At 66.7% G+C, this 22494-nt stretch carries 23 protein-coding genes; 9 read left to right on the plus strand and 14 right to left on the minus strand.

Features of this window, described 5'->3' with window-relative positions; genetic code table 11:
* Nucleotides 1–155: 155 nt before the first annotated feature.
* Complete coding sequence (locus tag HCA61_RS09505; protein WP_169687881.1) at nucleotides 156–479, plus strand: chorismate mutase; 324 nt, start codon at nucleotides 156–158, stop codon at nucleotides 477–479.
* 40 nt (nucleotides 480–519) lie between these two features.
* Here HCA61_RS09505 and HCA61_RS09510 read toward each other — a convergent pair whose 3' ends face one another.
* Entirely contained in the window at nucleotides 520–1971 is a 1452-nt protein-coding gene (locus HCA61_RS09510) for an NAD-dependent succinate-semialdehyde dehydrogenase (RefSeq protein WP_169687882.1), read from the minus strand.
* A 75-nt stretch (nucleotides 1972–2046) separates the two neighbouring features.
* Between HCA61_RS09510 and pgi the strand changes: the two genes are divergently transcribed.
* Nucleotides 2047–3681 (plus strand): glucose-6-phosphate isomerase, encoded by a 1635-nt coding sequence (gene pgi / locus HCA61_RS09515; protein WP_169687883.1) that lies wholly within the window; start codon nucleotides 2047–2049, stop codon nucleotides 3679–3681.
* Between the two features lie 6 nt (nucleotides 3682–3687).
* Here pgi and HCA61_RS09520 read toward each other — a convergent pair whose 3' ends face one another.
* The 9 genes from HCA61_RS09520 to HCA61_RS09560 form a co-directional block, all read right to left on the minus strand.
* Nucleotides 3688–4476: an FAD:protein FMN transferase gene (locus HCA61_RS09520; RefSeq protein ID WP_169687884.1), complete on the minus strand. Its 789-nt coding sequence runs from the start codon at nucleotides 4474–4476 to the stop codon at nucleotides 3688–3690.
* 95 nt (nucleotides 4477–4571) lie between these two features.
* Entirely contained in the window at nucleotides 4572–6194 is a 1623-nt protein-coding gene (locus HCA61_RS09525) for an acyl-CoA dehydrogenase family protein (protein ID WP_169687885.1), read from the minus strand.
* On the minus strand, nucleotides 6191–6817 hold the full coding sequence (locus tag HCA61_RS09530) for a TetR/AcrR family transcriptional regulator (protein ID WP_169687886.1): 627 nt from the start codon (nucleotides 6815–6817) through the stop codon (nucleotides 6191–6193). Before HCA61_RS09530 ends, HCA61_RS09525 begins: the two co-directional genes overlap by 4 nt.
* Before the next feature lie 73 nt (nucleotides 6818–6890).
* Nucleotides 6891–7409, minus strand: a complete 519-nt coding sequence (locus HCA61_RS09535) for a sigma-70 family RNA polymerase sigma factor (RefSeq protein ID WP_169687887.1) — start codon at nucleotides 7407–7409, stop codon at nucleotides 6891–6893.
* A gap of 52 nt (nucleotides 7410–7461) precedes the next feature.
* On the minus strand, nucleotides 7462–7782 hold the full coding sequence (locus HCA61_RS09540) for a hypothetical protein (RefSeq protein WP_169687888.1): 321 nt from the start codon (nucleotides 7780–7782) through the stop codon (nucleotides 7462–7464).
* A gap of 22 nt (nucleotides 7783–7804) precedes the next feature.
* Nucleotides 7805–8179, minus strand: coding sequence for a hypothetical protein (locus HCA61_RS09545; RefSeq protein WP_169687889.1), 375 nt, complete (start codon nucleotides 8177–8179; stop codon nucleotides 7805–7807).
* Nucleotides 8180–8275: 96 nt separating this feature from the next.
* Nucleotides 8276–9355 (minus strand): Hsp70 family protein, encoded by a 1080-nt coding sequence (locus HCA61_RS09550; protein ID WP_169687890.1) that lies wholly within the window; start codon nucleotides 9353–9355, stop codon nucleotides 8276–8278.
* Nucleotides 9356–9414: 59 nt separating this feature from the next.
* Nucleotides 9415–10851 (minus strand): GTPase, encoded by a 1437-nt coding sequence (locus HCA61_RS09555; protein WP_169687891.1) that lies wholly within the window; start codon nucleotides 10849–10851, stop codon nucleotides 9415–9417.
* Nucleotides 10851–12692, minus strand: coding sequence for a dynamin family protein (locus HCA61_RS09560; RefSeq protein ID WP_346777527.1), 1842 nt, complete (start codon nucleotides 12690–12692; stop codon nucleotides 10851–10853). The genes HCA61_RS09555 and HCA61_RS09560 overlap by 1 nt, the downstream gene beginning before the upstream one ends.
* A gap of 119 nt (nucleotides 12693–12811) precedes the next feature.
* Here HCA61_RS09560 and HCA61_RS09565 point away from each other — a divergent pair, with 119 nt between their 5' ends.
* Nucleotides 12812–14326, plus strand: a complete 1515-nt coding sequence (locus tag HCA61_RS09565; RefSeq protein WP_169687893.1) for a carboxylesterase/lipase family protein — start codon at nucleotides 12812–12814, stop codon at nucleotides 14324–14326.
* Between the two features lie 42 nt (nucleotides 14327–14368).
* Here HCA61_RS09565 and HCA61_RS09570 read toward each other — a convergent pair whose 3' ends face one another.
* From HCA61_RS09570 to HCA61_RS09580, 3 genes are read right to left on the minus strand one after another with little or no spacing between them, the layout of a single operon-like run.
* Nucleotides 14369–14695, minus strand: a complete 327-nt coding sequence (locus HCA61_RS09570) for a cupin domain-containing protein (protein WP_169687894.1) — start codon at nucleotides 14693–14695, stop codon at nucleotides 14369–14371.
* Nucleotides 14696–14729: 34 nt separating this feature from the next.
* On the minus strand, nucleotides 14730–15221 hold the full coding sequence (locus HCA61_RS09575) for a dihydrofolate reductase (protein ID WP_169687895.1): 492 nt from the start codon (nucleotides 15219–15221) through the stop codon (nucleotides 14730–14732).
* Entirely contained in the window at nucleotides 15218–16018 is an 801-nt protein-coding gene (locus tag HCA61_RS09580) for a thymidylate synthase (RefSeq protein WP_169687896.1), read from the minus strand. The genes HCA61_RS09575 and HCA61_RS09580 overlap by 4 nt, the downstream gene beginning before the upstream one ends.
* A gap of 88 nt (nucleotides 16019–16106) precedes the next feature.
* Between HCA61_RS09580 and HCA61_RS09585 the strand changes: the two genes are divergently transcribed.
* Genes HCA61_RS09585 through HCA61_RS09600 form a run of 4 tightly spaced genes read left to right on the plus strand, consistent with a single transcriptional unit; the run spans nucleotide 16107 to nucleotide 20392 of the window.
* Nucleotides 16107–16973 (plus strand): Fpg/Nei family DNA glycosylase, encoded by an 867-nt coding sequence (locus HCA61_RS09585; RefSeq protein WP_169687897.1) that lies wholly within the window; start codon nucleotides 16107–16109, stop codon nucleotides 16971–16973.
* Nucleotides 16974–16984: 11 nt separating this feature from the next.
* The gene (locus tag HCA61_RS09590; protein WP_346777528.1) at nucleotides 16985–18061 is read left to right on the plus strand and encodes a tellurite resistance/C4-dicarboxylate transporter family protein; all 1077 of its coding nucleotides are present in this window, start codon (nucleotides 16985–16987) and stop codon (nucleotides 18059–18061) included.
* Nucleotides 18062–18080: 19 nt separating this feature from the next.
* Entirely contained in the window at nucleotides 18081–18725 is a 645-nt protein-coding gene (locus tag HCA61_RS09595) for an alpha/beta family hydrolase (RefSeq protein WP_346777529.1), read from the plus strand.
* Between the two features lie 5 nt (nucleotides 18726–18730).
* Complete coding sequence (locus HCA61_RS09600; protein ID WP_169688014.1) at nucleotides 18731–20392, plus strand: GAF domain-containing protein; 1662 nt, start codon at nucleotides 18731–18733, stop codon at nucleotides 20390–20392.
* Between the two features lie 22 nt (nucleotides 20393–20414).
* Here HCA61_RS09600 and HCA61_RS09605 read toward each other — a convergent pair whose 3' ends face one another.
* The gene (locus HCA61_RS09605; RefSeq protein ID WP_169687899.1) at nucleotides 20415–21062 is read right to left on the minus strand and encodes a response regulator transcription factor; all 648 of its coding nucleotides are present in this window, start codon (nucleotides 21060–21062) and stop codon (nucleotides 20415–20417) included.
* A 187-nt stretch (nucleotides 21063–21249) separates the two neighbouring features.
* Here HCA61_RS09605 and HCA61_RS09610 point away from each other — a divergent pair, with 187 nt between their 5' ends.
* Both HCA61_RS09610 and HCA61_RS09615 read left to right on the plus strand, forming a co-directional pair.
* The gene (locus tag HCA61_RS09610; RefSeq protein ID WP_169687900.1) at nucleotides 21250–22173 is read left to right on the plus strand and encodes a nitroreductase family protein; all 924 of its coding nucleotides are present in this window, start codon (nucleotides 21250–21252) and stop codon (nucleotides 22171–22173) included.
* Between the two features lie 26 nt (nucleotides 22174–22199).
* The gene (locus tag HCA61_RS09615) at nucleotides 22200–22469 is read left to right on the plus strand and encodes a hypothetical protein (RefSeq protein ID WP_169687901.1); all 270 of its coding nucleotides are present in this window, start codon (nucleotides 22200–22202) and stop codon (nucleotides 22467–22469) included.
* The last annotated feature ends 25 nt before the right edge of the window (nucleotides 22470–22494 follow it).

Below are 22494 nucleotides of genomic sequence, written 5' to 3' on the forward strand. Positions count from 1 at the left end.
TGTACGGGTGGCAAACTGGACGCTATGTCATGTGTCCTTCGTTCGGCCGAGCTGCGCGCACACGGTCGGTTCCGCGTCTCGACCACCGACGTTTCCCGATCCGGGTAACAGACCCCGATTCTCGGACGATTTCAGAGCTGACTCGAGGAGACGACATGAGTACGAACATCGACGCTTCGCTGACCGGCGGTACCGCCACTCCGAACGGTGCCGCCGCCGACCCCGTGCCCACCTCCGAGGCCGAGATCGACAAGCTCCGCCAGGAGATCGACCGCCTCGACGCGGAGATTCTGGCCGCAGTCAAGCGTCGCGCCGAGGTGTCCCGTCTGATCGGTCGCACTCGCATGGCTTCCGGTGGCACCAGGCTCGTCCACAGCCGCGAGATGAAAGTACTCGAGCGTTTCAGCGAGCTGGGTCAGGAAGGCCACACGCTGGCGATGCTGCTGCTGCGCCTCGGCCGGGGACGCCTCGGCCACTAGCAGGCGCCCCGAGCCGTCGGTCACTTCAAGGCCCCGTCGGTCACTGCAGGGCGATGTACTTCGTGTCGAGGTACTCCTCGATCCCTTCACTGCCGCCTTCCCGACCGAGTCCTGAGTCCTTGACGCCACCGAACGGCGCCGCGACGTCGGAGACCACTCCCCGATTGACGCCCAGGATGCCCGACTCGATCGCATCCGACAGGCGCAACGCTCGGTCGAGGTCGTTGGTGAAGACGTACGCCGCCAATCCGTACTCCGTGGCGTTCGCCGCGGCGATCGCTTCGTCCTCGGTGTCGAATCCGCTGATCGCGGCGACCGGCCCGAACACTTCCTCGCGCAGGATGCGGGCGCGCTGCGGTACGTCGTCGATCACCGTCGCGGGATAGAACCAACCCGGACCGTCCGGCACCTGTCCGCCGAGGCGTATGCGCGCGCCGGCCGAGATGGCATCGTCGACGAGTTCGACGACGGTGTTCCGCTGGGCTTCGTTGATCAGGGGCCCGAGTGTCGTGTCCGGGTGGGTGCCCGGGCCCATGCGGTATGCCGACATCCGTTCGGCCAGCTTGGTGACGAATTCTTCCTTCACGGAGTTCGCGACGTGGAATCGGTTCGCTGCCGTGCAGGCCTCGCCGCCGTTGCGCAGTTTCGCGGCCACTGCGCCCTCGACGGCGGCGTCGAGGTCGGCGTCGTCGAACACCAGGAACGGCGCGTTGCCGCCGAGTTCGAGTGATGTGCGAAGCAGTGAGCGGCCTGCGGTTTCGGCGAGCGCGCGACCCACCCCGGTCGATCCGGTGAAGGTGAGCTTCCTCAGCCGTGTGTCTTCCAGGAGCGGCCCGGTGACGGCGCTCGCGTGGGATGTCGGGAGCACGGACAGCACGCCCTCGGGCAGTCCTGCTTCGGCGAAGATCTCTGCGAGCAGCAGCAGCGTCAGTGGGGTCTCGGAAGCGGGTTTGACGAGCATGGTGCATCCGGCAGCGAAGGCGGGACCGATCTTGCGGGTGCCCATCGCGAGTGGGAAGTTCCACGGGGTGATCGCGAGGCACGGACCCACCGGCTGCTTGGTGACGAGGATGCGTCCGGTCCCGGCCGGCGCCTGGGTGTAGCGGCCGGGGATGCGGACGGCTTCCTCGGAGAACCACCGCAGGAACTCGGCGCCGTAGGCGACTTCGGATCGGCTCTCGGGTAGTGCTTTGCCCATCTCGAGCGACATGAGGTGCGCGAAGTCGTCGGCGCGGGCGGTGACCTTCTCGAACGCACTCCGCAGGATCTCGCCGCGCTGCCGCGGAGGGGTCGCCGCCCAGTCGGGCCCTGCGGCCACCGCCGCATCGAGGGCTGCGGCGGCGTCGCCGGGCGAGGCATCCGCCACCCGGGTCAGTTCGTCTCCGGTGGCGGGGTCGCGGACGGCGAAGGTGTTGCCGCCCTCGGCGGGTATCCAACGGCCGCCGAGAAACAGGTCTGTGGGAACGGAACGGATCAACTCTGCGGTGTCCATTTCCTCATAATGCTTGATAGGACACGGCCCGTCAGCAACCCGGCAGTAACCGCTGGTGAGGGCTAGTCTTCTGACATGATCGACATCACCGCCACGGTCGAATGGCAGGAACTCGCTGCGCATCGGGCGGAGGTGGAGTCGATACACCTGCGGGACCTCTTCGAGCAGGACCCTCAGCGTGCCACGCGAATGTCCACCACCGCGGGCGATCTGTCGATCGACTACAGCAAGCACCGGATCACCGACCGGACCCTCGAGTTGTTGCTCGGGCTGGTGCGGGTAGCGCGGGTCGAAGACCGACGGGACGCGATGTTCGCCGGGGAGCGCATCAACGTCACCGAAGACCGCTCCGTCCTGCACACCGCCCTGCGACTCCCCCGCGATTCGTCGCTGGTCGTCGACGGTGAGGACGTGACCGCACAGGTCCACGAGGTACTGACCGCGATGGGTGAGTTCACCGATCGAGTGCGTTCGGGCGGGTGGCGTGGCGCGACGGGCGAAAAGATCGCGACGGTCGTCAACATCGGTATCGGCGGCTCCGACCTCGGGCCGGTGATGGTCACCCGCGCGATGCGCCACTACGCCGACGGCCCCGAGGTGCGGTTCGTGTCGAATGTGGACCCCGCTGATCTGACGGCGGTGCTCACCGGCCTCGATCCCGCATCGACGCTGTTCGTGGTGGCATCGAAGACCTTCTCGACACTCGAAACCCTGTCGAACGCCACGGCCGCGCGACGCTGGCTGGTCGCCGCGCTCGGAGACGAGGCGGTGGCGTCGCATTTCGTGGCCGTCTCGACGCATCGTGAACGGGTCGTCGAGTTCGGGATCGATCCCGCGAACATGTTCGGGTTCTGGGACTGGGTCGGGGGCCGATACTCGGTGGATTCGGCGATCGGGCTGTGCGTGATGTGCGCGATCGGCCGCGATCGGTTCGCTGAGTTCCTCGCCGGCTTCCACACGATGGACACTCATTTCCGCACGGCGCCGCCACAGGAGAACGCTCCGATCCTGCTCGGGATTCTGGGGGTGTGGTACACGAGTTTCCTCGGCGCCCAGTCGCGGGCCGTGCTTCCGTATGCCAATGACCTGGTGCGGTTTCCGGCATACCTACAGCAGCTGACGATGGAGTCGAACGGCAAGTCGGTGCGTATCGACGGGTCTGCCGTCGACTACGCGACCGGTGAGATCTTCTGGGGCGAACCGGGCACGAACGGGCAACACGCGTTCTATCAGCTACTTCATCAGGGCACCCACCTGGTGCCCGCCGACTTCATCGGGTTCGCGCGGGCACTGGTGGACCTCCCGGGCCGCGACGGCACCGGATCGATGCAGGCGACGCTGATGGCGAACATGCTTGCGCAATCGAAGGTGCTGGCGTTCGGGAAATCTGCCGAACAGATCCGCGCCGAAGGCACCGCGGACGAGCTGATAGCGCACAAGGTGATGCCCGGAAATCGGCCGTCCACGACGATCCTCGCACCGCAGTTGTCGCCGTCCACACTCGGCCAGCTCATCGCGCTGTACGAGCACCAGGTGTTCGTACAGGGGGTGGTGTGGGGTATCGATTCGTTCGACCAGTGGGGCGTCGAGTTGGGGAAGGTACAGGCCACGGCACTACAACCTGCGTTGGAGAGCGAAGACACGATCTCCGCGGGCGACGCGTCCACCGACGCCCTGATCCGGACGTATCACCGCATGCGGAAGAGCTGACCGAGCTCACGCCGCACGCGGATCCGACCACGTCGACGTCGTGTGGACCCGGCCTCTCGAATCGATGAGGCGGCCCGCCAGTTCGTACTGCTCGAGCCACGATATCGCCCCGATCCCCCGATGCAGGGCCGTCGCCGCGGCAGCATCGGCCCACACTGCGTCCGCTGCGATGACGGTGATCGTGCCCCATCGTTGCTCGCCGGCGGCCGACGTCCGCGAACTCATCGCGGCTCCCGTCGGCAGCTCGACGATGCCGTGGCCGGGCAGCGACACCTGCCACCCGCCGGCGGGGCAGTGCCCCGCGGTCGCGATCGTGGCGCCCATCTGCACCAGCACCCCGCATTCGAGCACGGTCGCGACCGACGTTGCTGCCCTGTCGGTGACGTCGGCGTGCGCGGTGGCGGTGATGTCGAGGCTCGCACCCCACGGTGCGAGCACGGTCTCGTCGTCGAGCTGCACGTCGAGATAGCGCGGGATCGGATGGATCGGAGGCACGGATTTCTCGTCGAGTATCGCGTCGTCGCCCGCGACAGGATCGACCGCGCCGTCGGTCATCCGCGCAGCCCACAGTGCAGACCTCAGGAGCGCCGCCAGCCTCGGGCTCACCCGCACCGGTGTGCCCTGCGCCAGGTTCACCGTATGAATCTCCGCGTCGCCGCGTCGGAGGTCGCATGCGGCCGCGGACTCTTCGATCACCGACCGCACGAGCTCTTCGGCTTCACCGAGTGCTGCGCATTCGGTCACCGCCACCGCGACGTCTTCCCCCCACCCCCGCCACTGTGTGCTGCTGATCATGACGGGCACCACCCGCAATCGTTTCTGGGACGTTGACCTCCAGTATGCCTTGAATATTCGCGCCGGTCAGGTGCCGAAACAGATCCCGGCCGTGGTCAGATTCGAGACAGAATGCCTTCGGTGTCGACCCCTGTGGGCAGAGTGCCCAGTGCGATTCCCCAATCGGAATCGAGCCGGCTCGCGCAGAACGCATCGGCCACCGCGGGGTGCCCGTGCCGCACCAGTTGAGCTGCCTGCAACACCAGCGCCATGAGTTCGACGATGCGTCGGGCCCGGTATTCGATGTTCTCGAAATCGGCGAGTTCTTTGCCGACGCGCGCGATCGCGTCGTCGAGCCGGCTGTCGGCGCCCTCGGCCAACCGGACTTCGGAGAAGAATGCTTCGACGCTGTCGGGTTGCTTGACCATCGCGCGGAGTGCGTCGAGGGCTGCGACGTTGCCCGAACCCTCCCAGATGGACATCAGCGGCGCCTCCCGGTAGAGCCGCGGCATGCCCGATTCCTCGGCGTAGCCGTTACCGCCGAGGCATTCGAGGGCTTCGGCGCTGTGCGCGGGGGCGCGCTTGCATACCCAGTACTTGGTGACCGCCAGCGCGATCCGGCGCAGCGCCGCTTCCTGTTCGTCACCACCCGCGCGGTCGGTCGCTCCGGCAAGCCGCATCATCATGGTGGTGGCCGCCTCGGATTCGACGACGAGATCGGCGAGGACGTTGCGCATGAGCGGCTGATCGATGAGCAACGCGCCGAACGCCTTACGATGACGGGCGTGGTGCACGGCGCGTAGCGTGGCCGCCCGCATTCCGGTCGACGAGCCGATGACGCAATCGAGCCTGGTCATGTTCACCATCTCGATGATCGTGTTGACGCCGCGACCCTCCGGCCCCACGAGCCACCCGATCGCGCCCTGGTATTCGATCTCGGACGACGCGTTGGACTTGTTGCCGAGCTTGTCCTTCAGGCGCTGGATATGGATGCGGTTGCGCGTGCCGTCGGGCAGCACCCGCGGCAGCAGAAAACACGACGAGCCGGTCTCCGTGTTGGCCAGGGTCAGGAACACGTCGGACATCGGAGCCGAGGTGAACCACTTGTGGCCGACGATCGTGTAGCTGCCGTCGGCGTTGGGTGTCGCCGTCGTGGTGTTGGCACGGACGTCGGAGCCGCCCTGTTTCTCGGTCATGGACATGCCTGCGATCAGGCCGCGCTTGGACGTCGGTTCGCGCAGGCCGAAGTCGTAGTGGGGTGCCGCGAGGAGCGGCTCGTAGATCGCTGCGAGCTCCGGGTTGTGCCGCAACGCGGGAATCGCGGCGTAGGTCATGGAGATCGGGCACATGTGCCCGGCGTCGGCCTGCCCCCACACATAGAATTTGGCGGCGCGGGCGACGTGCGCACCCGGGCGAGGATCCCTCCACGGTGCGCCGTGCAGGCCGTGCTCGACGGCGACGGTCATCAGGTCGTGCCAGTGCGGATGGAATTCGACTTCGTCGATCCGGTTTCCGTAGCGGTCGTGAGTATGCAGAACGGGCGGATACTCATTGGCGAGCCTGCCCCATTCCTGTGCCTCGACACCACCGGCGAGCACGCCGAGTTCACGGACCTCGTCTTCGGCCCAGGATGCGCCCTCGCGGCGCAGCCCTTCCAGCAGCGCTCGGTCGTCGGCGGCGTGAAAGGGCACGAGATCGGGTACCTGATTGAACACTTCGTGTGTGGCCGGGAATGTCATGACGGAACTCCTTCGTGCCGGTCCAGGGCCGGGTCGCATCCTGCCGCGCGCAGACCGAGGGTGACGAGATCGGGAATGGTGGTGGCGGCCGCCTCACCGACGCTGAGGGGGCCGGTGAGGACTTCACCGACGGCCCCGACGAGGGCTGCGGCCACGAGCCCGGGGTTCTGCGGGGGTAGTTCGCCGGTGGTGACACCGAGTCGGATCGCGTCGGCGAACGCGGCGGCGAACGCACGACGGAAGAGGAGTCGCTCGGCGTCGACAGCTGCGTCGACGGGTTCGGCGAGCAGGGCGTATGCCAGGGTGGGTTTCCGCAATGCGCGGGAGGCGAACGTCTCGATGACTCGCGCGATACGTTCGGCGGCCGTTCCGGTGGTGGCGACGGCGTTGACCGCGTCGACCTCGCGACCACACTGTTCGCGGAAGACGCGGACCATGAGATCGGATTTGTCCGTGAAATGCCGGTAGACGGTGCCGGTGGCGACTCCGGCTCGCTCGGCGACGGCCGCGATGGACAACCCCTGGTACCCGTGTTCGGTCAACAACGAAACCGCCGCGGACGCGATGGCGTCGCGTTGGGCGTCGAGTCGTTGCTGCACTGCTGGGGTACGCCGATAGGCCACACCAAGCATTGAACTTGGGTTCACCCCTTGAGTCAAGGCCCTCGAGTCAAGGAGCATCGCGCATCGGCGACGGTCATGCCGTGGGAGCGAGTGCCTCCACGAGTCGGGTGCGCGCACGGTTGATCCGGCTCTTGACGGTCTGCACCCCGATCCCCTGATGCTCAGCGATTTCGGCATAGCTGAGCTGCGCGTATTCACGGAGCACGACCGCGGCGCGGTATTCGTCCGGCAGGTCTGCGAGCGCGCGGCGCACCGCGTCGACGTCGACGACGCGGTCGGCCACCGGCGACTCGGAACTCACACCCAGATCGATCTCGTCGACCATCACCTCGCGGCGACGACGCACGGTCGCCAGAGCCGCGTTCGCCGCTATGCGATGCAGCCACGTGCTGAACTTGGCGGTGCCCCGGAACTTGTCGAGGTTCTGCCATGCCGCAGTCAATGCGTCCTGCAGCGCGTCTTCTGCGTCGTACCGGTTGCCGGTGATCTGGAGGCACACTGCCCAGGTGCGGGTTCGATAGGCACCCACCAGCTCACCGAACGCTGCGGTGTCGCCGGCTCGGCACTGCGCGATCAGCTCGTCGTCGTCCATACATACCCCCATGTCGTGGCGGTAGATTACCGCCCCCGACTTCGGCCGAGGATCACCATCCCAGGTCGAGCCCGTCGAGTCCACCGGAGACCGGCTCGTCCAGGTCGGTTCCGGAGTCGCTGTACACATCGGAGGTCTCGTCTTCCGGGCCGGAATCGGTGCCACCCAGAACGATGTCGTCATCGTCGAGAACGATGTCGTCGCCGGCCGCTACAGATGCGTCGTCGGGCACGAGCCCGGAGGGGGCGATCGCCGCATCGGGATCCACCGCCGCCCCCACCGCACCGTCCCACACGTCGTCGGGCACCGGCTCGAGGGCACTGTCAGGTGACAGTCCCAAAGCCTCCCACAGGGAAACATCCGAGTCGCTCATCGCGTCCCCTTCCCGGAGTCGGTCACATCAGGCCGGTCGAATCGGTGGACTCCGCCGATCCCGTGTCGGATTCGAGTGTGTATACCTCGTCGGCGTATCCGTCCTGGTCGTAGTCGACGCCCATCACGTCGGCCACACCATCGCCATCGACGTCGACCATCACGGTGTCGACGATACCGTCGCCGTCCATGTCGAAGTCACCTTCGTCGATCACTCCGTCCTCGTTGTGATCGAACAGTGCACCATCGATACGCCCGTCACCGTCGAGGTCGACGTACAGGGTGTCGGCAACTCCGTCGCCGTCACGGTCGACCGCGCCCTCGCCGAGTGCCGGGTTCGGGACCGGGCCCTGCTCCGAATTGGATCCCGGTCCGACACCGTAAGGATTCTCTGCCATCTAGTCCTCGATTCTCGCTGCTCATCTGCTTACGACAATGAGATGCAGCGACAACCACAAATGTTCCCGGCCGACGAACATCGGCCGAACCGGAAACTACGACCAGCCCCCGTCGACGACCGTCGACTCCGTGCTCACCGGGGCAGTCCCGTCCCCGCGAGCCGAGGAATTCTCCGGCAGCCCCCGCACAGCGGCAACCGCGACTCCCGCCACGATCAGGGCGCTTGCCACCACGATCCCCACGGGCCGGATCCAGCCGATCGCGCGGGCGCGCAGGCTCTGCCTGCTGTTCTCGGCCAAGATCAGCGCCCCCTCCGCCACCACGGCGGGATCGCTCGGTGCCGCGAGAGGGCCGAGGTGCGCCAGCCTGTTACGTAACAGGGGTATTCGCGCAGACCCTCCGGTCACGCACAGAACGTCGAGATCTCCCACTCCGAACCCGGCATCGGTCAGGGTGCCCCACATGGTCTCGACCACACGGTCGATGTGCGGTGTGATCGCAGCGTCGAACTCTTCGCGAGTCAGAGTCGCGGCGTGTTCGCTACCGTCGAGCGTCACAGCGATCGTGGCCGTTTGCTCGGATGTCAATGCTTCCTTCGCGCGTCGCGCCTGCTCGTCGAACTCCCGATGCACACCCAGCGACGCCTGCTGTAGTTGCGCGGCGAACCCCGGCTCGCGCGTGGTGAACACGCCTTCTGCCCACCTGCGTACGGCCGCGTCGAGGGTCCGGCCGCCGAGCGTGTCGTCGCCTCGGGCTGCCACCACCTCGAATCCCCCGGCCTCGGTCACGACAACCACGGCCGTATCCAGCGAGGTGCCACCGAAGTCGCAGACCGCGTACACCGACCCACCTCGTAGCGTCCGGCCCTGGGTGCAGTATTCGACGGTGGCCCGAGCCTCGGAGACCGTCATGATCGTGCGCGCATCGATGCCCGCTCGCGCCCCGGCGTCGGCGAGCGTCCGGATCTGCTGCTCCGACCAGGCGTCCGGATGCGTGAGAACCACGACTTTCGGACGTTGCCCGTGATGTGCGGCGAGGGTCCGCTCGTACACCACCTCGATGGGCCGGACCGCATCATCGACGACCATCGGCTCGACGGTACCGCGTATCGGATTGGTATGCGCAGCAACCGTATTCGACGCACCGAAGTCGATCGACAGCATCCAGCCGGACAACGAACCCCCTCTACGAACACACCGTTTCGTCCGACATCATGCCCCATCCGATTCCGAAATCAACTGTGGGTCCGCCAGATGGTGGTATAAGCCCGCGTGAGCACCGTCAGAGCTGCATCCTCGGCCGCGGTGGACGCGGTCAACGTGCGCTGCTGGACCGCTGCGAGCCGCTGCGCCGCTGCGTCACGGATGGCGCCCGCAGGCGCCGAGGCAGGCAGACGCAACCGCTCGGCGAACGTCCGGCCGCGCAGCAGGTCTACCAGTTCCGCAACCAGCGCCGCGGACGGATCTGCCCGCAACAGTGCCCGAAGCGCTCGCAACAACAACACCGGCGTCAGCGCCGGATCGTTCTCCAGCGCGTACGCGATCGACCGAATGTGATCGCGAGCGGGATGACTGTACGCGAGCGAATCGATCTCCCGCAGGATCCGGCCCGCACGTTGCAGCACCGCATATTCACGCAGGGACGTGTGCAGTACCTCGCGGAGACGACCGACACCGGATCGTTCGGACAGCCAGGTCCCCAACGCATGTGCACCCCCCGTCGCCACCTGACGTCCGTGCACGAGTCCGTACTCGCCCACCAGGTCGAGCAGTCGCTCGACGGTGGATGGGTCCACCGGCATGGGATCGCCCACGTCGATGATGTCGAACAGCTCCCGGCCGGGCGGCCCTGCCAGCGAACGCAACGCCCGCGCATCGGTCTCGGTGAGTCGGCCCGTATGGCTGGTCTCCGCAAGCAGACCCGCAACGGGGATCACCGAGCCGACCAGTCCGGGTAGTTGCGCCGCCAGCACGGCCGCGTGGTCCGCGGCGTGTGGGATCGGGTCACGTCGACCCAGCGCTCCCTCCCCGAAACCGTCAGCGCGAGAGAGCACACCGAGCGTCGTCAGCGGCGTGAACCCGAGCTGATGCAGGAAATCGACCTCGTCGGCACGCGGTGCGGAATCGAAGAGGAAGATCGCCGCATCTGCATCCACCGACGCCGTACGGGTCTGCTCGTATCCGTCGATCAGCGCACGCCGGGTCGTGGCGGCATTGTCGACCGTCAGCGTCGCGAGCCCCGGAGTGTCGATCAGCGTGATGTCCGACAACGACTGGGACGGGAGAAACCGCTGCACATAGGCGATTTCAGTGGGCGGGAAAGCGGGTTCGACCGTCCCCCCGAAACTCAACGGCTGCGGGACGACACTGCCGTCGAGTTTGACCACCTCGGCCCGCGACGGCGCGCCGTTGCTGTAGACGGTGACGACGTTGGTCGCCTCGAGAGCCGCGGTCTCGGCCAGCGGGGCACCGATCAATGCATTGACCAGTGTCGACTTACCGGCCTTGAGGCGACCGACGACGACGATCCGCGGCGGTGAGAAGAGGATCGCACCGATTCGCGACGCGTGCGACGGCAGATCGCCGCCCAAATTCGCCAGAGAGTGCAGTGCCGATTCGATCCGAGCGTGCACCGGATCGACGGCTCGCTGGGGGCTCCCGCCCTGAGGCATCAACTCTGCACTCCCGAAGTCTGTGGTCCTGCCAGCAGTTTCTCGATCGCCTCGATCCGGTTGAGCACGATCTTCCGGTTCTTCTTCAACCGCTCCAAGGTCTTCTCACGTGTCGCGGCATCGAGCCTGGCAGTTTCCTGCGCTTCCTTCAATTGACTCTGCAGATCCTCGATACGACTCTTCAGGTCGTCGCGGTGGCGCAGCACGATCTCCGGCCGCCCCACCGACAACGCCGACTCGAGCATGCGGGAGGTGCCTGTCCGGGTTGCGGCCAACGTCTCCCGCAACCAGTTGAGGAGGTTGGTCTTTCCAGTGCGCATCGCCTTGTAACCGAGGTTGACGGCCACCCACACCACCCCGGCCACGGCACCCACACCGATGACCGCGCCGAGCATCGACGTGCCGATCATGCCCATCGTCAGGACGCTCGGATCGAGCAGGCCCTGCCGTTTCGAACCGACCTCGGCCGAGCTGACGGTGCCGGTCTGCATGGCGGCCCACACAAGTTCGCGGATTTCCGACCACTGCGGTGAGTTCTGGCCGAACAGTTCCGCGACGATCACTTCGATGCGTTCGAGGAACACCTGCGCGGCCGATTCCATCGCAGCGAGCAGATCGGTCTGCATGTCGGCGGTGAAACTCTGTGCGCTACGCCGCATCACCTCGAGCGACGACTTGTTGACCCGGGTAGTCCACTGTTGCTTGATCCGGTCGAGTTCCTCATCGAGATGGGTGAGCGCGGCCTGGCGGGCCAGAGTCAGATCCCGGGCGAGGTATTGCTCCCACTGCTGCGACCTGTTCTTCAGATCCTGCAGGCGGTCGCGTTCGGCGGTGAGATCAGCGGTTGCAGTGGCGCTGTCCTCGATCACCGCGATGTCCGAAGCGACCCGTTCCTCGACGCGACGAAGCCCTTCGAGGAGGGTGCGGAGCGCGTCGGCCTGGGGAAGTTCTGCCCTCGCGTCGAGCAAGGCATCGATCTGTGCGCGCAGTTCGACGATCCCCGACGCCCGTTCGGCCCGATCTCGCGCGGGCCCGGGCGCCATCTGAGCGGCGAGTGCCGCACGCAGGCTCGACACGCCCAGCACCGGTATCTGCCGATTCAGGTGGCGTTCGATCAAGGCGCGGTTCTCGCCGACTATGGGGCGCCAGCGTCGCAGGTTCTTGTCGGTCTTGGTGACTACCACGACCACCGATTCGACGGACGCGGACGCATCGCGCAGGAAGGTCATCTCGGGTTCGGTCAGCGGGGTGGAGGCGTCGCAGACCATCACCAGCACCGACGCTTGTCGCGCCGACTGGGTTGCGAGCGCAGTGTGGGAGGCGACGAGCCCGCCGGAGCCCGGGGTGTCCACGACGACGGCTCCGCCGAGGACGGGCCGGTGGGTCGCGACGACCGCGCCGGTCGGCAGGTCCTCGATCGTGGGGTCGGATACACGCGCACCATTGCTGGTGATCCAGTCCGGAAGTTCGGCCCGCGAGATCGGCACACTTCGATCTGCGTAGAGAAGTTCAGCGGATCCCGGCGGGTACCGGTCGTCGGGCGGCACGAACCGCACCGCTGCGGACGTGGTGGTCTCGACGGCGGACGGTGACGCATCGAGTTCCCCGACGAGAGCGTTGACCAGCGCGCTCTTACCGCGCTGCACCTCTCCCACCACCACCACGGTGCGGCGCTGCACGGGTGCCTTCGATTTGGCCAAGGCGAGCTCGGCCGTGGCATTGCGTCCGTACGCGCGCAGCACCTTCACCGACGCCTCGACCAGTACATCTACGTCGACAACCTCGGGACGAGTCGTCTCTGCAGCGGATTGCGCGGGCTGCGTGGTCTGGGTTCCGGTCACCAGCACCTCCTCTCCTGCACCGGGTGCGACAGTATCGGACACCGGAAAACCGGGCGTTACCGGACATAGAGGCACGACGCTCATACTGGTGTGACGGGCCGTCACGTACAGTGCGCACCATGACGTCCGAGACACTCGTCACAATCCCGGACGGCGCGGTCCGCGGCATCCGCACCGGCGACCTCCTCGCCTGGCGGGGTATCCCCTACGCCGCGCCGCCGGTCGGCCCGTTGCGGTTGCGTGCGCCGCAGCCCGTCGAGCCGTGGTCGGGCGTCCTCGACGCGACTCGCTTCGGGAACGCCGCGAGTCAGCATCCGCGCGGCCTGGTCACCGGTGCAGGCACCCGGGTCGCCGCCGGCGAAGACTGTCTGACGCTCAACGTGCTCGCCCCGTCGGGCCGCGTCCACACGCCCCGGCCGGTGATGGTGTTCATCCACGGTGGCGCCTTCACCATGGGCACCAGCGCGTTGTCCGTGTACAGCGGCGATTCCCTCGTGCGCGACGGCGACATCGTGTACGTCTCACTCAACTATCGTCTCGGCGCGCTCGGCTATCTCGACTTCACCGAGTACTCCGACGCCTCTCGCCCCTTCGATTCCAATCTCGGTCTCCGCGACCAAGTGGCCGCGCTCGAATGGGTCCAACGCAACATCGCCGCGTTCGGTGGCGACCCGCAGAACGTGACCATCTTCGGTGAGTCCGCGGGCGGCACGTCGGTCACCACTTTGCTCGCGACCCCTGCCGCGCACGGACTGTTCGCCCGCGCGATCGCGCAGAGCCCCGCGCCGGGGCTGGTCAACACCGCCGATCGCACTCGCGAGTGGGGTCGGCGCTTCATCGAATTGCTCGGCGCCGACGCCGCCACCGCGGCGAAGGCACTGTCGGACGCATCCCCGGCAGAACTGGGGCGCGCCGGCTCACGCCTCGGGGCCTCGGTCATGCGTGCGACGCCGGGGTTGCACCCGTTCGGTCCGGTCGTCGACGGGAAGTACCTGCCGGTGGCACCACTCGAGGCGTACGAAGCGGGCACCGTGCACCCGGTCCCCTTGATCATCGGAACGAACGACCGCGAGGGCGCGCTCTTCCCGCGGTTCCTCGATGCACTCCCCACCGATCCGCAACGGATCGAGCGGATGTTCGCGGGCACCGACCCCGACGCCCACGATCGCATCACCGCGGTGTATCCCGGGTATCCCTCCGAACGTGCCGCCATCGACCTCGGCGGCGACACCACCTTCTGGTATCCGTCGGTGCAGATCGCGCAGGCCCATGCACGACACGCACCGACGTTCGCCTACCGCTACGACTTCGCTCCCCGCCTGCTTCGATGGACGGGTTTCGACGCCACGCACGCCGTCGAACTGCTCGCCGTATTCGGACAAGCCGACGAACTGCTGGGCAGGCTGCTCACCTCGGTGGGTGGCCGTCGTGATCTGCGGACGGTCTCCGCCGCAGTACAGCGCCAGTGGCTGCAGTTCGCGCGACACGGCGAACCGTTGCCGTCGTGGCCTCGTTACGACGAGACCGACCGCGCGACCGTGGTGTTCGACGTGCCGACCCGCGTGGAGCATGACCCTCGCAGTGAGCGCAGACTCGCGTGGGAAGGCTATCGCGGTTATTCCCCTGCGCTGTAGGCACTTCTGCGCTGTAGGCACTTCGCTCGTCTCGAGCGTGGCTCACATGGACACGGTGAGCAGGAACGCAACGTCTTCGAGCGCTTCGACGCTGTGCCGCTCCGGCGGGATGATCAGCAGATCCCCCGGCGAGCCCTTCCACGAATTCTCCCCTGCGATCAACTGCAACTGACCGGTGAGGATCTGCAGGGTCGCCTCGCCGGGACTGTCGTGCTCGCGCAGTTCCCGTCCGGCCTGAAGCGCGACGACGGTCTGCCGCAGGCTCCTTGCGTGTCCGCCGAACACGGTGTGCGAGCTGCGTCCGCTACTCGAGGTAGCGGCAAGTTTCAGTTGCTGTCGGGCCAGCGCGGTGAGCGAGAGCTTGTCCATGGTTCGCAGTATGGCGCACCGGAAGACGCGACACTCAGCTTCGGATGTACCTGATCCAGCGGAATCGCGTTCCGGAGGTGGACGTCGTCCATTCGCCGATGTCGGCGGGGGTCCACTCCGGTCCGATCGCCGGCGCGACCGCGTCGCCGTCGACTTCGAGATCGACCTCCGTGACGAGCAGATGCGTCGCGTGATCCATCGCCTGCGCGTAGATCTGACCGCCGCCCATCACGACGATCTCGCCGTCACCGGCCAGTTCCAGTGCGTCCTCGACACTCGACGCGGTGAGGGCACCGTCGACCGACCACTCGGGGTTGCGCGTGACCACCACATTGCGGCGGCCGGGCAATGGCCGGAACCGTTCCGGCAGCGAATCCCAGGTGAGCCGGCCCATCACGACGGGCTTGCCCATCGTCGCCTTCCTGAAGAACGCCATGTCCTCCGGTACGTGCCACGGGATGGCGCCGTCGCGGCCGATCACACCGCCGGGGGTCTGCGCCCAGATCAGCGTGACATGGTCGCTCACACCGCCACCGGCGCCTTGATCGCGGGGTGGTGCCGGTAGCCGACGATCTCGACGTCTTCGAAGCGGTAGTCGAAGATCGAATCGCGCGGTGCCAGCCTCAGCGTCGGGTACCCGTACGCCTCGCGGGTGAGCTGTTCGGTGACCTGCTCGATGTGGTTGTCGTAGATGTGGCAGTCGCCGCCGGTCCAGATGAACTCGCCGACGTCGAGTCCGGTCTGCTGCGCCACCATGTGGGTGAGCAGTGCATAGCTGGCGATGTTGAACGGCACACCGAGGAACATGTCGGCGCTGCGCTGGTACAGCTGACAGCTGAGCTTGCCATCGGCGACGTAGAACTGGAAGAACGCGTGGCACGGCATCAGCGCCATGTCGTCGAGATCCGCGACGTTCCACGCCGACACGATCATGCGACGCGAATCGGGGTTGTTCCGGATCGTGTCGATCACACCGGAGATCTGGTCGATGTGCCTGCCGTCGGGTGTCGGCCACGACCGCCACTGGACCCCGTAGACAGGCCCGAGCTCGCCCTCGTCGGTCGCCCATTCATCCCAGATGGTGACCCCGTGTTCCTGCAGCCACTTCACGTTCGAGTCGCCGCGCAAGAACCACAGCAACTCGTAGACGATCGATTTGAGGTGGACCTTCTTCGTCGTGATCAGCGGAAAGCCCTGCGCGAGATCGAAGCGCATCTGATGCCCGAACAGGCTGCGTGTGCCGGTGCCCGTGCGGTCGGACTTCGGCGTCCCGGTGTCCAGGACGAGGCGCAGCAGATCTTCATACTGAGTCGGGGCAGTCACGGTTGGCAGTCTAGGCGGCTGCGCCACCCGTGCGCGTTGCTGGTCGTCGGAGCCACCAAGACCGCGCACGAGCCGTAGCCTGAGAGGCATGCCGGAGCTCCCCGAAGTGGAAGCACTCGCCGTGTTCCTGCGTGAACACGCTGTCGGGTCCGTGGTCGGTCGCATCGACATCGCGGCACTCAGCGTGCTGCAGACCGCCGACCCCCCGATCACCGCGCTGCAAGGCCGCGACATCACCGGGGCCCGTCGCTTCGGCAAGTTCCTCGTCGTCGACTGCGGCGACCTGTCGCTGATCACGCACCTGTCACGCGCCGGATGGATGCGGTGGCTCGACGAGCCGTCGCAGACACCGCCGAAGCTCGGCAAGGGGCCGCTGGCGTTGCGCGTGCACCTGTTCCGCCCCGACGCCTCCACCCCCGCGTTCGATCTCACCGAGGCAGGCACCAAGAAACGCCTCGCGGTGTGGGTCGTCCGCGACCCCGCCCAGGTCCGGGGTATCGCACGACTCGGACCGGACGCCCTCGACGTGACCGCCGACGAGTTCGGCGAACTCCTCGGGGGCAGTACCGCGCGGCTGAAAACGCTCCTCGTCGACCAGTCGGTGCTCGCGGGGATCGGCAATGCATATTCCGACGAGATCCTGCATGTAGCCCGGTTGTCTCCGTTCGCCACCGCGTCGCGTCTCACCGACGAACAGGTCGCCGCGCTCTACGACGCTGTGCGCACGGTCCTCACCGACGCTGTCGACCGGTCGGTGGGTCAGGACGCCGCCCGCCTCAAAGGAGAGAAGCGCTCGGGTCTGCGTGTGCACGCCCGGGCGGGGTTGCCGTGCGCGGTGTGCGGCGACACCGTGCGCGAGGTGTCGTATTCCGAACGGTCCTTCCAGTACTGCCCTACGTGTCAGACCGGGGGGAAGGTCCTCGCTGATCGCAGGATGTCCAGGCTGCTGAAGTAAGGTTTGCCGACGTGGATCTCTCGACCCGGTCGAGCGCGGCGGTCCGGTCGCTCGCACCCGGCTACTTCGCACTCGTCATGTCCAGCGGCATCATCTCGATCGGACTCCACCTCAGAGGATTCGACGTCTTGTCGTTGACGTTGCTGATCATCGCGGCAGTGACGTACGTAGCGCTGGTCGTGCTCTCCACCTGGCGACTCGTGTCGTTCCGGAGTTCCCTGCGCTCGGACATGGCAGATTCCTCCCGCGCATTCGGGTTCTTCACCTTCATCGCAGGTAGCAACGTGCTGGGTGTGCGCCTGATATTGCAGGGCTGGCATTCGACCGCGGCGATCCTGCTCCTCGTGGCCGCTGTGACCTGGCTCGTCCTCGGATACGTCATTCCGTGGACCGCCGTCCTCGGCACCACGGAACGTCCAGTGCTCGCCAAGGCGAACGGCACCTGGTTCATTTGGGTGGTGGCGAGCGAATCGGTCGCCATCGCCGCCGCCGCATTGCAACCGGTCTACGCGGATCTGGACCGCCTGTTGGCCGCGGTCGCGGTGTTCGCGTGGGCGGTGGGCCTGTTCCTGTATGCCGCGGCCGGGATCTTCGTGGCCGCGCGGATGCTGCAATATCCGCTGCGACCCACCGACCTGACCGCACCGTACTGGGTGGCGATGGGGGCGTGCTCGATCACGGTCGTGGCCGGAGCGCAGATCGTCGAGATGGCCGATGCGCCCATGGTCGATGCCACCCGGGGCCTGATCGCGGGCCTTGCCGTGGTGATCTGGGCATTCGCCACGTGGTTGTTCCCGCCGCTGATCGCAGCGGGTTGGTGGCGGCACCGCGTCCACAAGGTGCCACTGAGGTACGACTCGTCGCTGTGGTCGATCGTGTTCCCACTCGGCATGTATGCCGTCGCGGGGATCTACCTCGGCCGTGCCGACGAATTGCCGCTCGTCGGCGCCGTCGGTGCGGCCGAACTGTGGGTCGCGATGGCGGCGTGGTTGCTCGTGTTCACGGCCATGCTGCGCCACCTGTGGACCACTCTCGCGCGCCCGCGCGGCATCCCCGCACCGGTTCCTTCCGATCGGAATGCGCCATGAGCCCGGTTACGGTGGTCTGGTGAGCGTCGAACTCCTTGACACCGGCACCGTGCACGGCTGCCTGCATCTCCCCGATGGGGAGCCGCGTGGCGCGATAGCTCTCACCCACGGCGCAGGCAGTAACCGCGACGCGAAGATCCTGCAGGTGATGTGCGACCGATTCGCCGAGCAGGGCCTCCTCGCGCTGCGCTACGACCTGCCGTTCCGGCGACGCAAACCGAAGGGTCCTCCACAACCGGCCCGCGCCGCGGAGGACCGGTCCGGCGTCGCCGACGCCGCCGCTGCGCTACGCGAACGGCACACCGGACCGATCTTGATCGGCGGTGTCTCCTATGGGGGCCGGCAGACATCCATGCTCCTGGCCGACCAACCCGAGGTCGCCGACGCACTCGTACTGTTGTCCTACCCGTTGCATCCCCCGGGCAAGCCCGAGAAAGCCCGAACCGAGCATCTACCCGGCATCACGGTGCCGACGGTGTTCGTGCACGGCGCCCGCGACCCGTTCGGCGCCCTCGACGAGATACGCGCCGCCGCAGCACTGGTGACCGGACCGACGGCGCTTCTCGAGGTGCCTGCCGCCGGTCACGATCTGAGCCGTGCGAAGACGGACCCGTCCGACGCGGCGGTCACCGCGGTACTCGACCTACTGAGAGACTCCCTGTGAATGACATGCCGGATGCGGTCACCGAAGCGCCGATCGACACCCTCCTGACCGAACTGCGTGACCGTCTCGACGACACCGCCACAGCACCGGAGATTCTGCGCAGCCTGCTCGAGGCGGTGCTCGTGGTCGGGTCGGGGCTCGAACTCGACTCCATGTTGCAACGCATCGTCCAGTCCGCGGTGTCGCTGCTCGATGCCCGGTACGGCGCACTCGGTGTGCGCGCCGCCGACGGTGGCCTGTCGGAGTTCGTCTACGAAGGCATCAGCACCGCGCAGCGCAGCAGAATGGGCCACCTGCCGGAGGGCCGCGGCATCCTCGGTTTGCTGATCAACGATCCTCGCCCGGTACGGCTGGCCGACCTGTCGAAGCATCCGGCGTCGATCGGGTTCCCGCCCAACCACCCACCGATGAAGTCCTTCCTGGGCACTCCGATCATGATCCGCGGCAAAGTGTTCGGCAGCATCTACCTGACCGAGAAGCTGGGCGAGCCGGAGTTCACCGAAGAAGATGCGGTGATCCTGAAAGTGCTGGCGACGTCCGCCGGTATAGCCGTCGACAACGCGCGGCTGTTCGAAGATTCACTGACCCGCGAACGGTGGCTCGCGGCAATGGCCTCGATCAACGCTCGGCTACTCGTGGGCGGCTCGGTCGACGAAACGCTCGGTCTACTCACCGGACAGGTCCGCGAACTGGCCCGCGGCGCAGGAGCTTTCGTCGTCCTCGTCGACGGCTCACGCGGAACCCTTCGCGCTGCGTCACCGACCGCACCCGCGGCCGACACGGTGCGCATCGACCTGACCGACACACCGGTGTTGCATGCACTCAAAACCCGGCAGGCGGTCCTCACTGATTCACTGGCCGGACTGCCGTCCGCCGGACACGGCAACGAGGGCAACGCGATCGTGTTCCCGCTGTCGGCGACCTCCACCATCACCGGCGTGCTGATCGTCACCCAGGAGGCCGGATCGGATCCGTGGGACGACGAAGAGATCGCACAACTGGACTCGATGGCGAATCTTGCAGCAGTGGCACTGGAATTCGCCGAGCAGCAACGCAAGAAGCGATTGCTCGACGTCCTCGCAGATCGCGACCGAATCGCGCAAGACCTACACGACAACGTGATTCAGCGACTCTTCGCCACCGGAATGAGCCTGCAGAGCGTCATGACCCCCGGCGCGGACCCCGGCCGGGTCACCGACGTGATCCACCACGCCGTCGAACAACTCGACCGGACGGTGCGCGAGATCCGCACGACCATCTTCGATCTGCATACGACGGGGGCTGCGGTCGGCACGAGCCTTCGCCGGAGGCTGCTCGACGTCGTCGGTGATCTCAGCATTCACTCGGCAGTTGCGCCCAATGTCCAATTCATCGGCCCGATAGACACTTTGGTGCCCGACCGCATCCACCCCCACGCCGAAGCCGTGCTGCGGGAGGGACTGAGCAATGCACTGCGACACTCCCAATCGGAGAACATCACGGTGTCGGTGACCGCCGACGACGACTTCCGGATCGAGATCGTCGACGATGGCACCGGCCTCCCCGACGCACCGCGGCGAAGCGGCCTGGCCAACCTCGAACGCCGGGCCACACAATGCGGCGGGAAGTGCATCATCGGACCCGGCGACGTCAGCGGAACGCGGGTGTTGTGGAGCGCGCCGCTCTGAATCGCACTGCACCCGAGCAGGTTCAGGACTTTCCCTGCTCCTTGCCCTTGCGCAATTCGGTTGCCAGGACCGCGGCCTGCGTGCGGCGCTGCATCCCGAGCTTCGCGAGCAACCGCGACACGTAGTTCTTCACCGTCTTCTCAGCGAGGAACAACCGTTCGGCGATCTCACGGTTCGTCATGCCTTCGCCGATCAGCTCGAAGACAGCCTTCTCCTGATCGGACAACTCCGCCAGCGGGTCGGCGTTCCGCGAAGCGCGAATCCGATTCATCAGCGCGGCGGTGGCGCGACTGTCGAGCAGAGAGCCGCCCTCCCCCACCGTTCGGACCGCCGATACGAGGTCGGTGCCGAGGATCTGCTTGAGCACGAATCCCGACGCACCGGCCATGATCGCGTCGAACAGCGCCTCGTCGTCGGAGTACGAGGTGAGCATCAATGCGCGTAGCTCGGGCATCCGGGTACGCAACTCCCGGCACAGTTCGACACCGTTGCCGTCGGGAAGGCGAACGTCCAGCACTGCGACGTCGGCGCCGCTCCCCGGGATCCGGGCCAGCGCCTCACCCACGGACGCGGCCTCACCCACGACAGTGAAGTCGGGGACGCTGCTGAGCAGATCCACCAGTCCACGCCTGACGATCTCGTGGTCGTCGACGAGAAATATGCGGGGCATCGCACGCACCTTTCGTTCAGCTCGATGGTGCCATGGTTGCAGCCTTCCACGACGGTGTTCTTCCCAGGGCCGTTCGACGTCACTTTCGGGACCTTCGCCCCGTGCATCGTCCCGCACTCGTGGGAGACGCTCGTAGTACACCGGGACATGTGTCGCGCTCGGTGACGACCGGATGAGGAGGGTAGCGATGACCGTCGACTCCGAAACCTGGTCGCAGAGTGACACTGAGATCATTGCGCGAGCCGTCATCGAAGCGCCGTCGGTGCACGACACCCAACCGTGGAACCTGACGCTTCCCGGCTCCGCCGCGGAGCTGGAGGAACGTCTCGAGTTCGCGGAGCCCGGTGCGGACCCCCTCCGGCCCGACCGGCTCATCTCGTGCGGCACCGCCGTGGCCCATCTCGAGCTCGCAATGCGCGTCCTCGGCAGGCAGGTCCGCACAGACCTCTGTCCCTTCCCCGATCGGCCGGCCATCATCGCGCGGATCGAGACGCTCCGGAGTGCCGTTCCGGACAGCTCCGACCTCCGGCTGTATGCGGCAATCTCCCGGCGCAAGAGTCACCGTGACGCTTTCGCCGACATCCCGGTGCCCGCCGAGACCATCGGCGACATCGTCGCCGCAGGCACCCAGGTACCCGGTGTCGGGATCCGCCTGTTGGCGTCCGATGAGGCCCCGGCTCTCGCCGACATGCTCACCTACTCGGCCGAGGCCAAGCGACGCAATCCCCACTATCAACGCGAGATGTTCTCGTGGACGTCGCATTGGCAGCCGGAAGGCAACGCCGAGGTCGTCGAGGACTGGGACGCCACGCTGGACGAGCACGGCGCCGCGGGCAAAGCCATGATCACCACCGAGGTGCCCGAGACGTCGGCCCTGGCAGCGGCAATCGATCGCGAAACCGTATTGCTGTTCAACGCCGCGTCCGCCGACCCGATCGACCTGGTCCGGATCGGGATGGCCACCGAACGCGCGTGGCTGGCGGCCGTCGACAGCCGGCTCTCGGCGTCGGTTCTCACTCATCCGCTCCGAATCGAAGACTCGGCCGAGCGACTCCGTGCACGATTGGGAATGGCCACACCGCCTCAGCTGATCATGCGGATCGGCTACTGACAGCCCGCGAGGAAGGATCCCCGAAGGTGACTCGAGAACTCACCGCCGTCGAACTCGAAGTGCCGTCGAACGCCGAGTTGTTCCAGACCGTACTGGACATGGCGCAGGCAGCGAAAGCCGGCAACACCTCGGGGTGGCTGGCTGCCCGCTACGGCGGTCTTCCACTCGAGGATCTCGCCTACACCTGTACAGAGATGCTGGGCATCCTCATCGAGAACAACGCGATCCGGGAGGGTGTGCACCCGGCCGACATGTGGCGACGCCTGCGCGCAGATGGCGTCGACGAGTTCGGCTGATCAGGCTGATCACACTGCCGCTTCA

Origin of the sequence: Rhodococcus sp. HNM0563 (assembly GCF_012726195.1) — a bacterium.
Taxonomy (GTDB): Bacteria; Actinomycetota; Actinomycetes; order Mycobacteriales; family Mycobacteriaceae; genus Rhodococcus.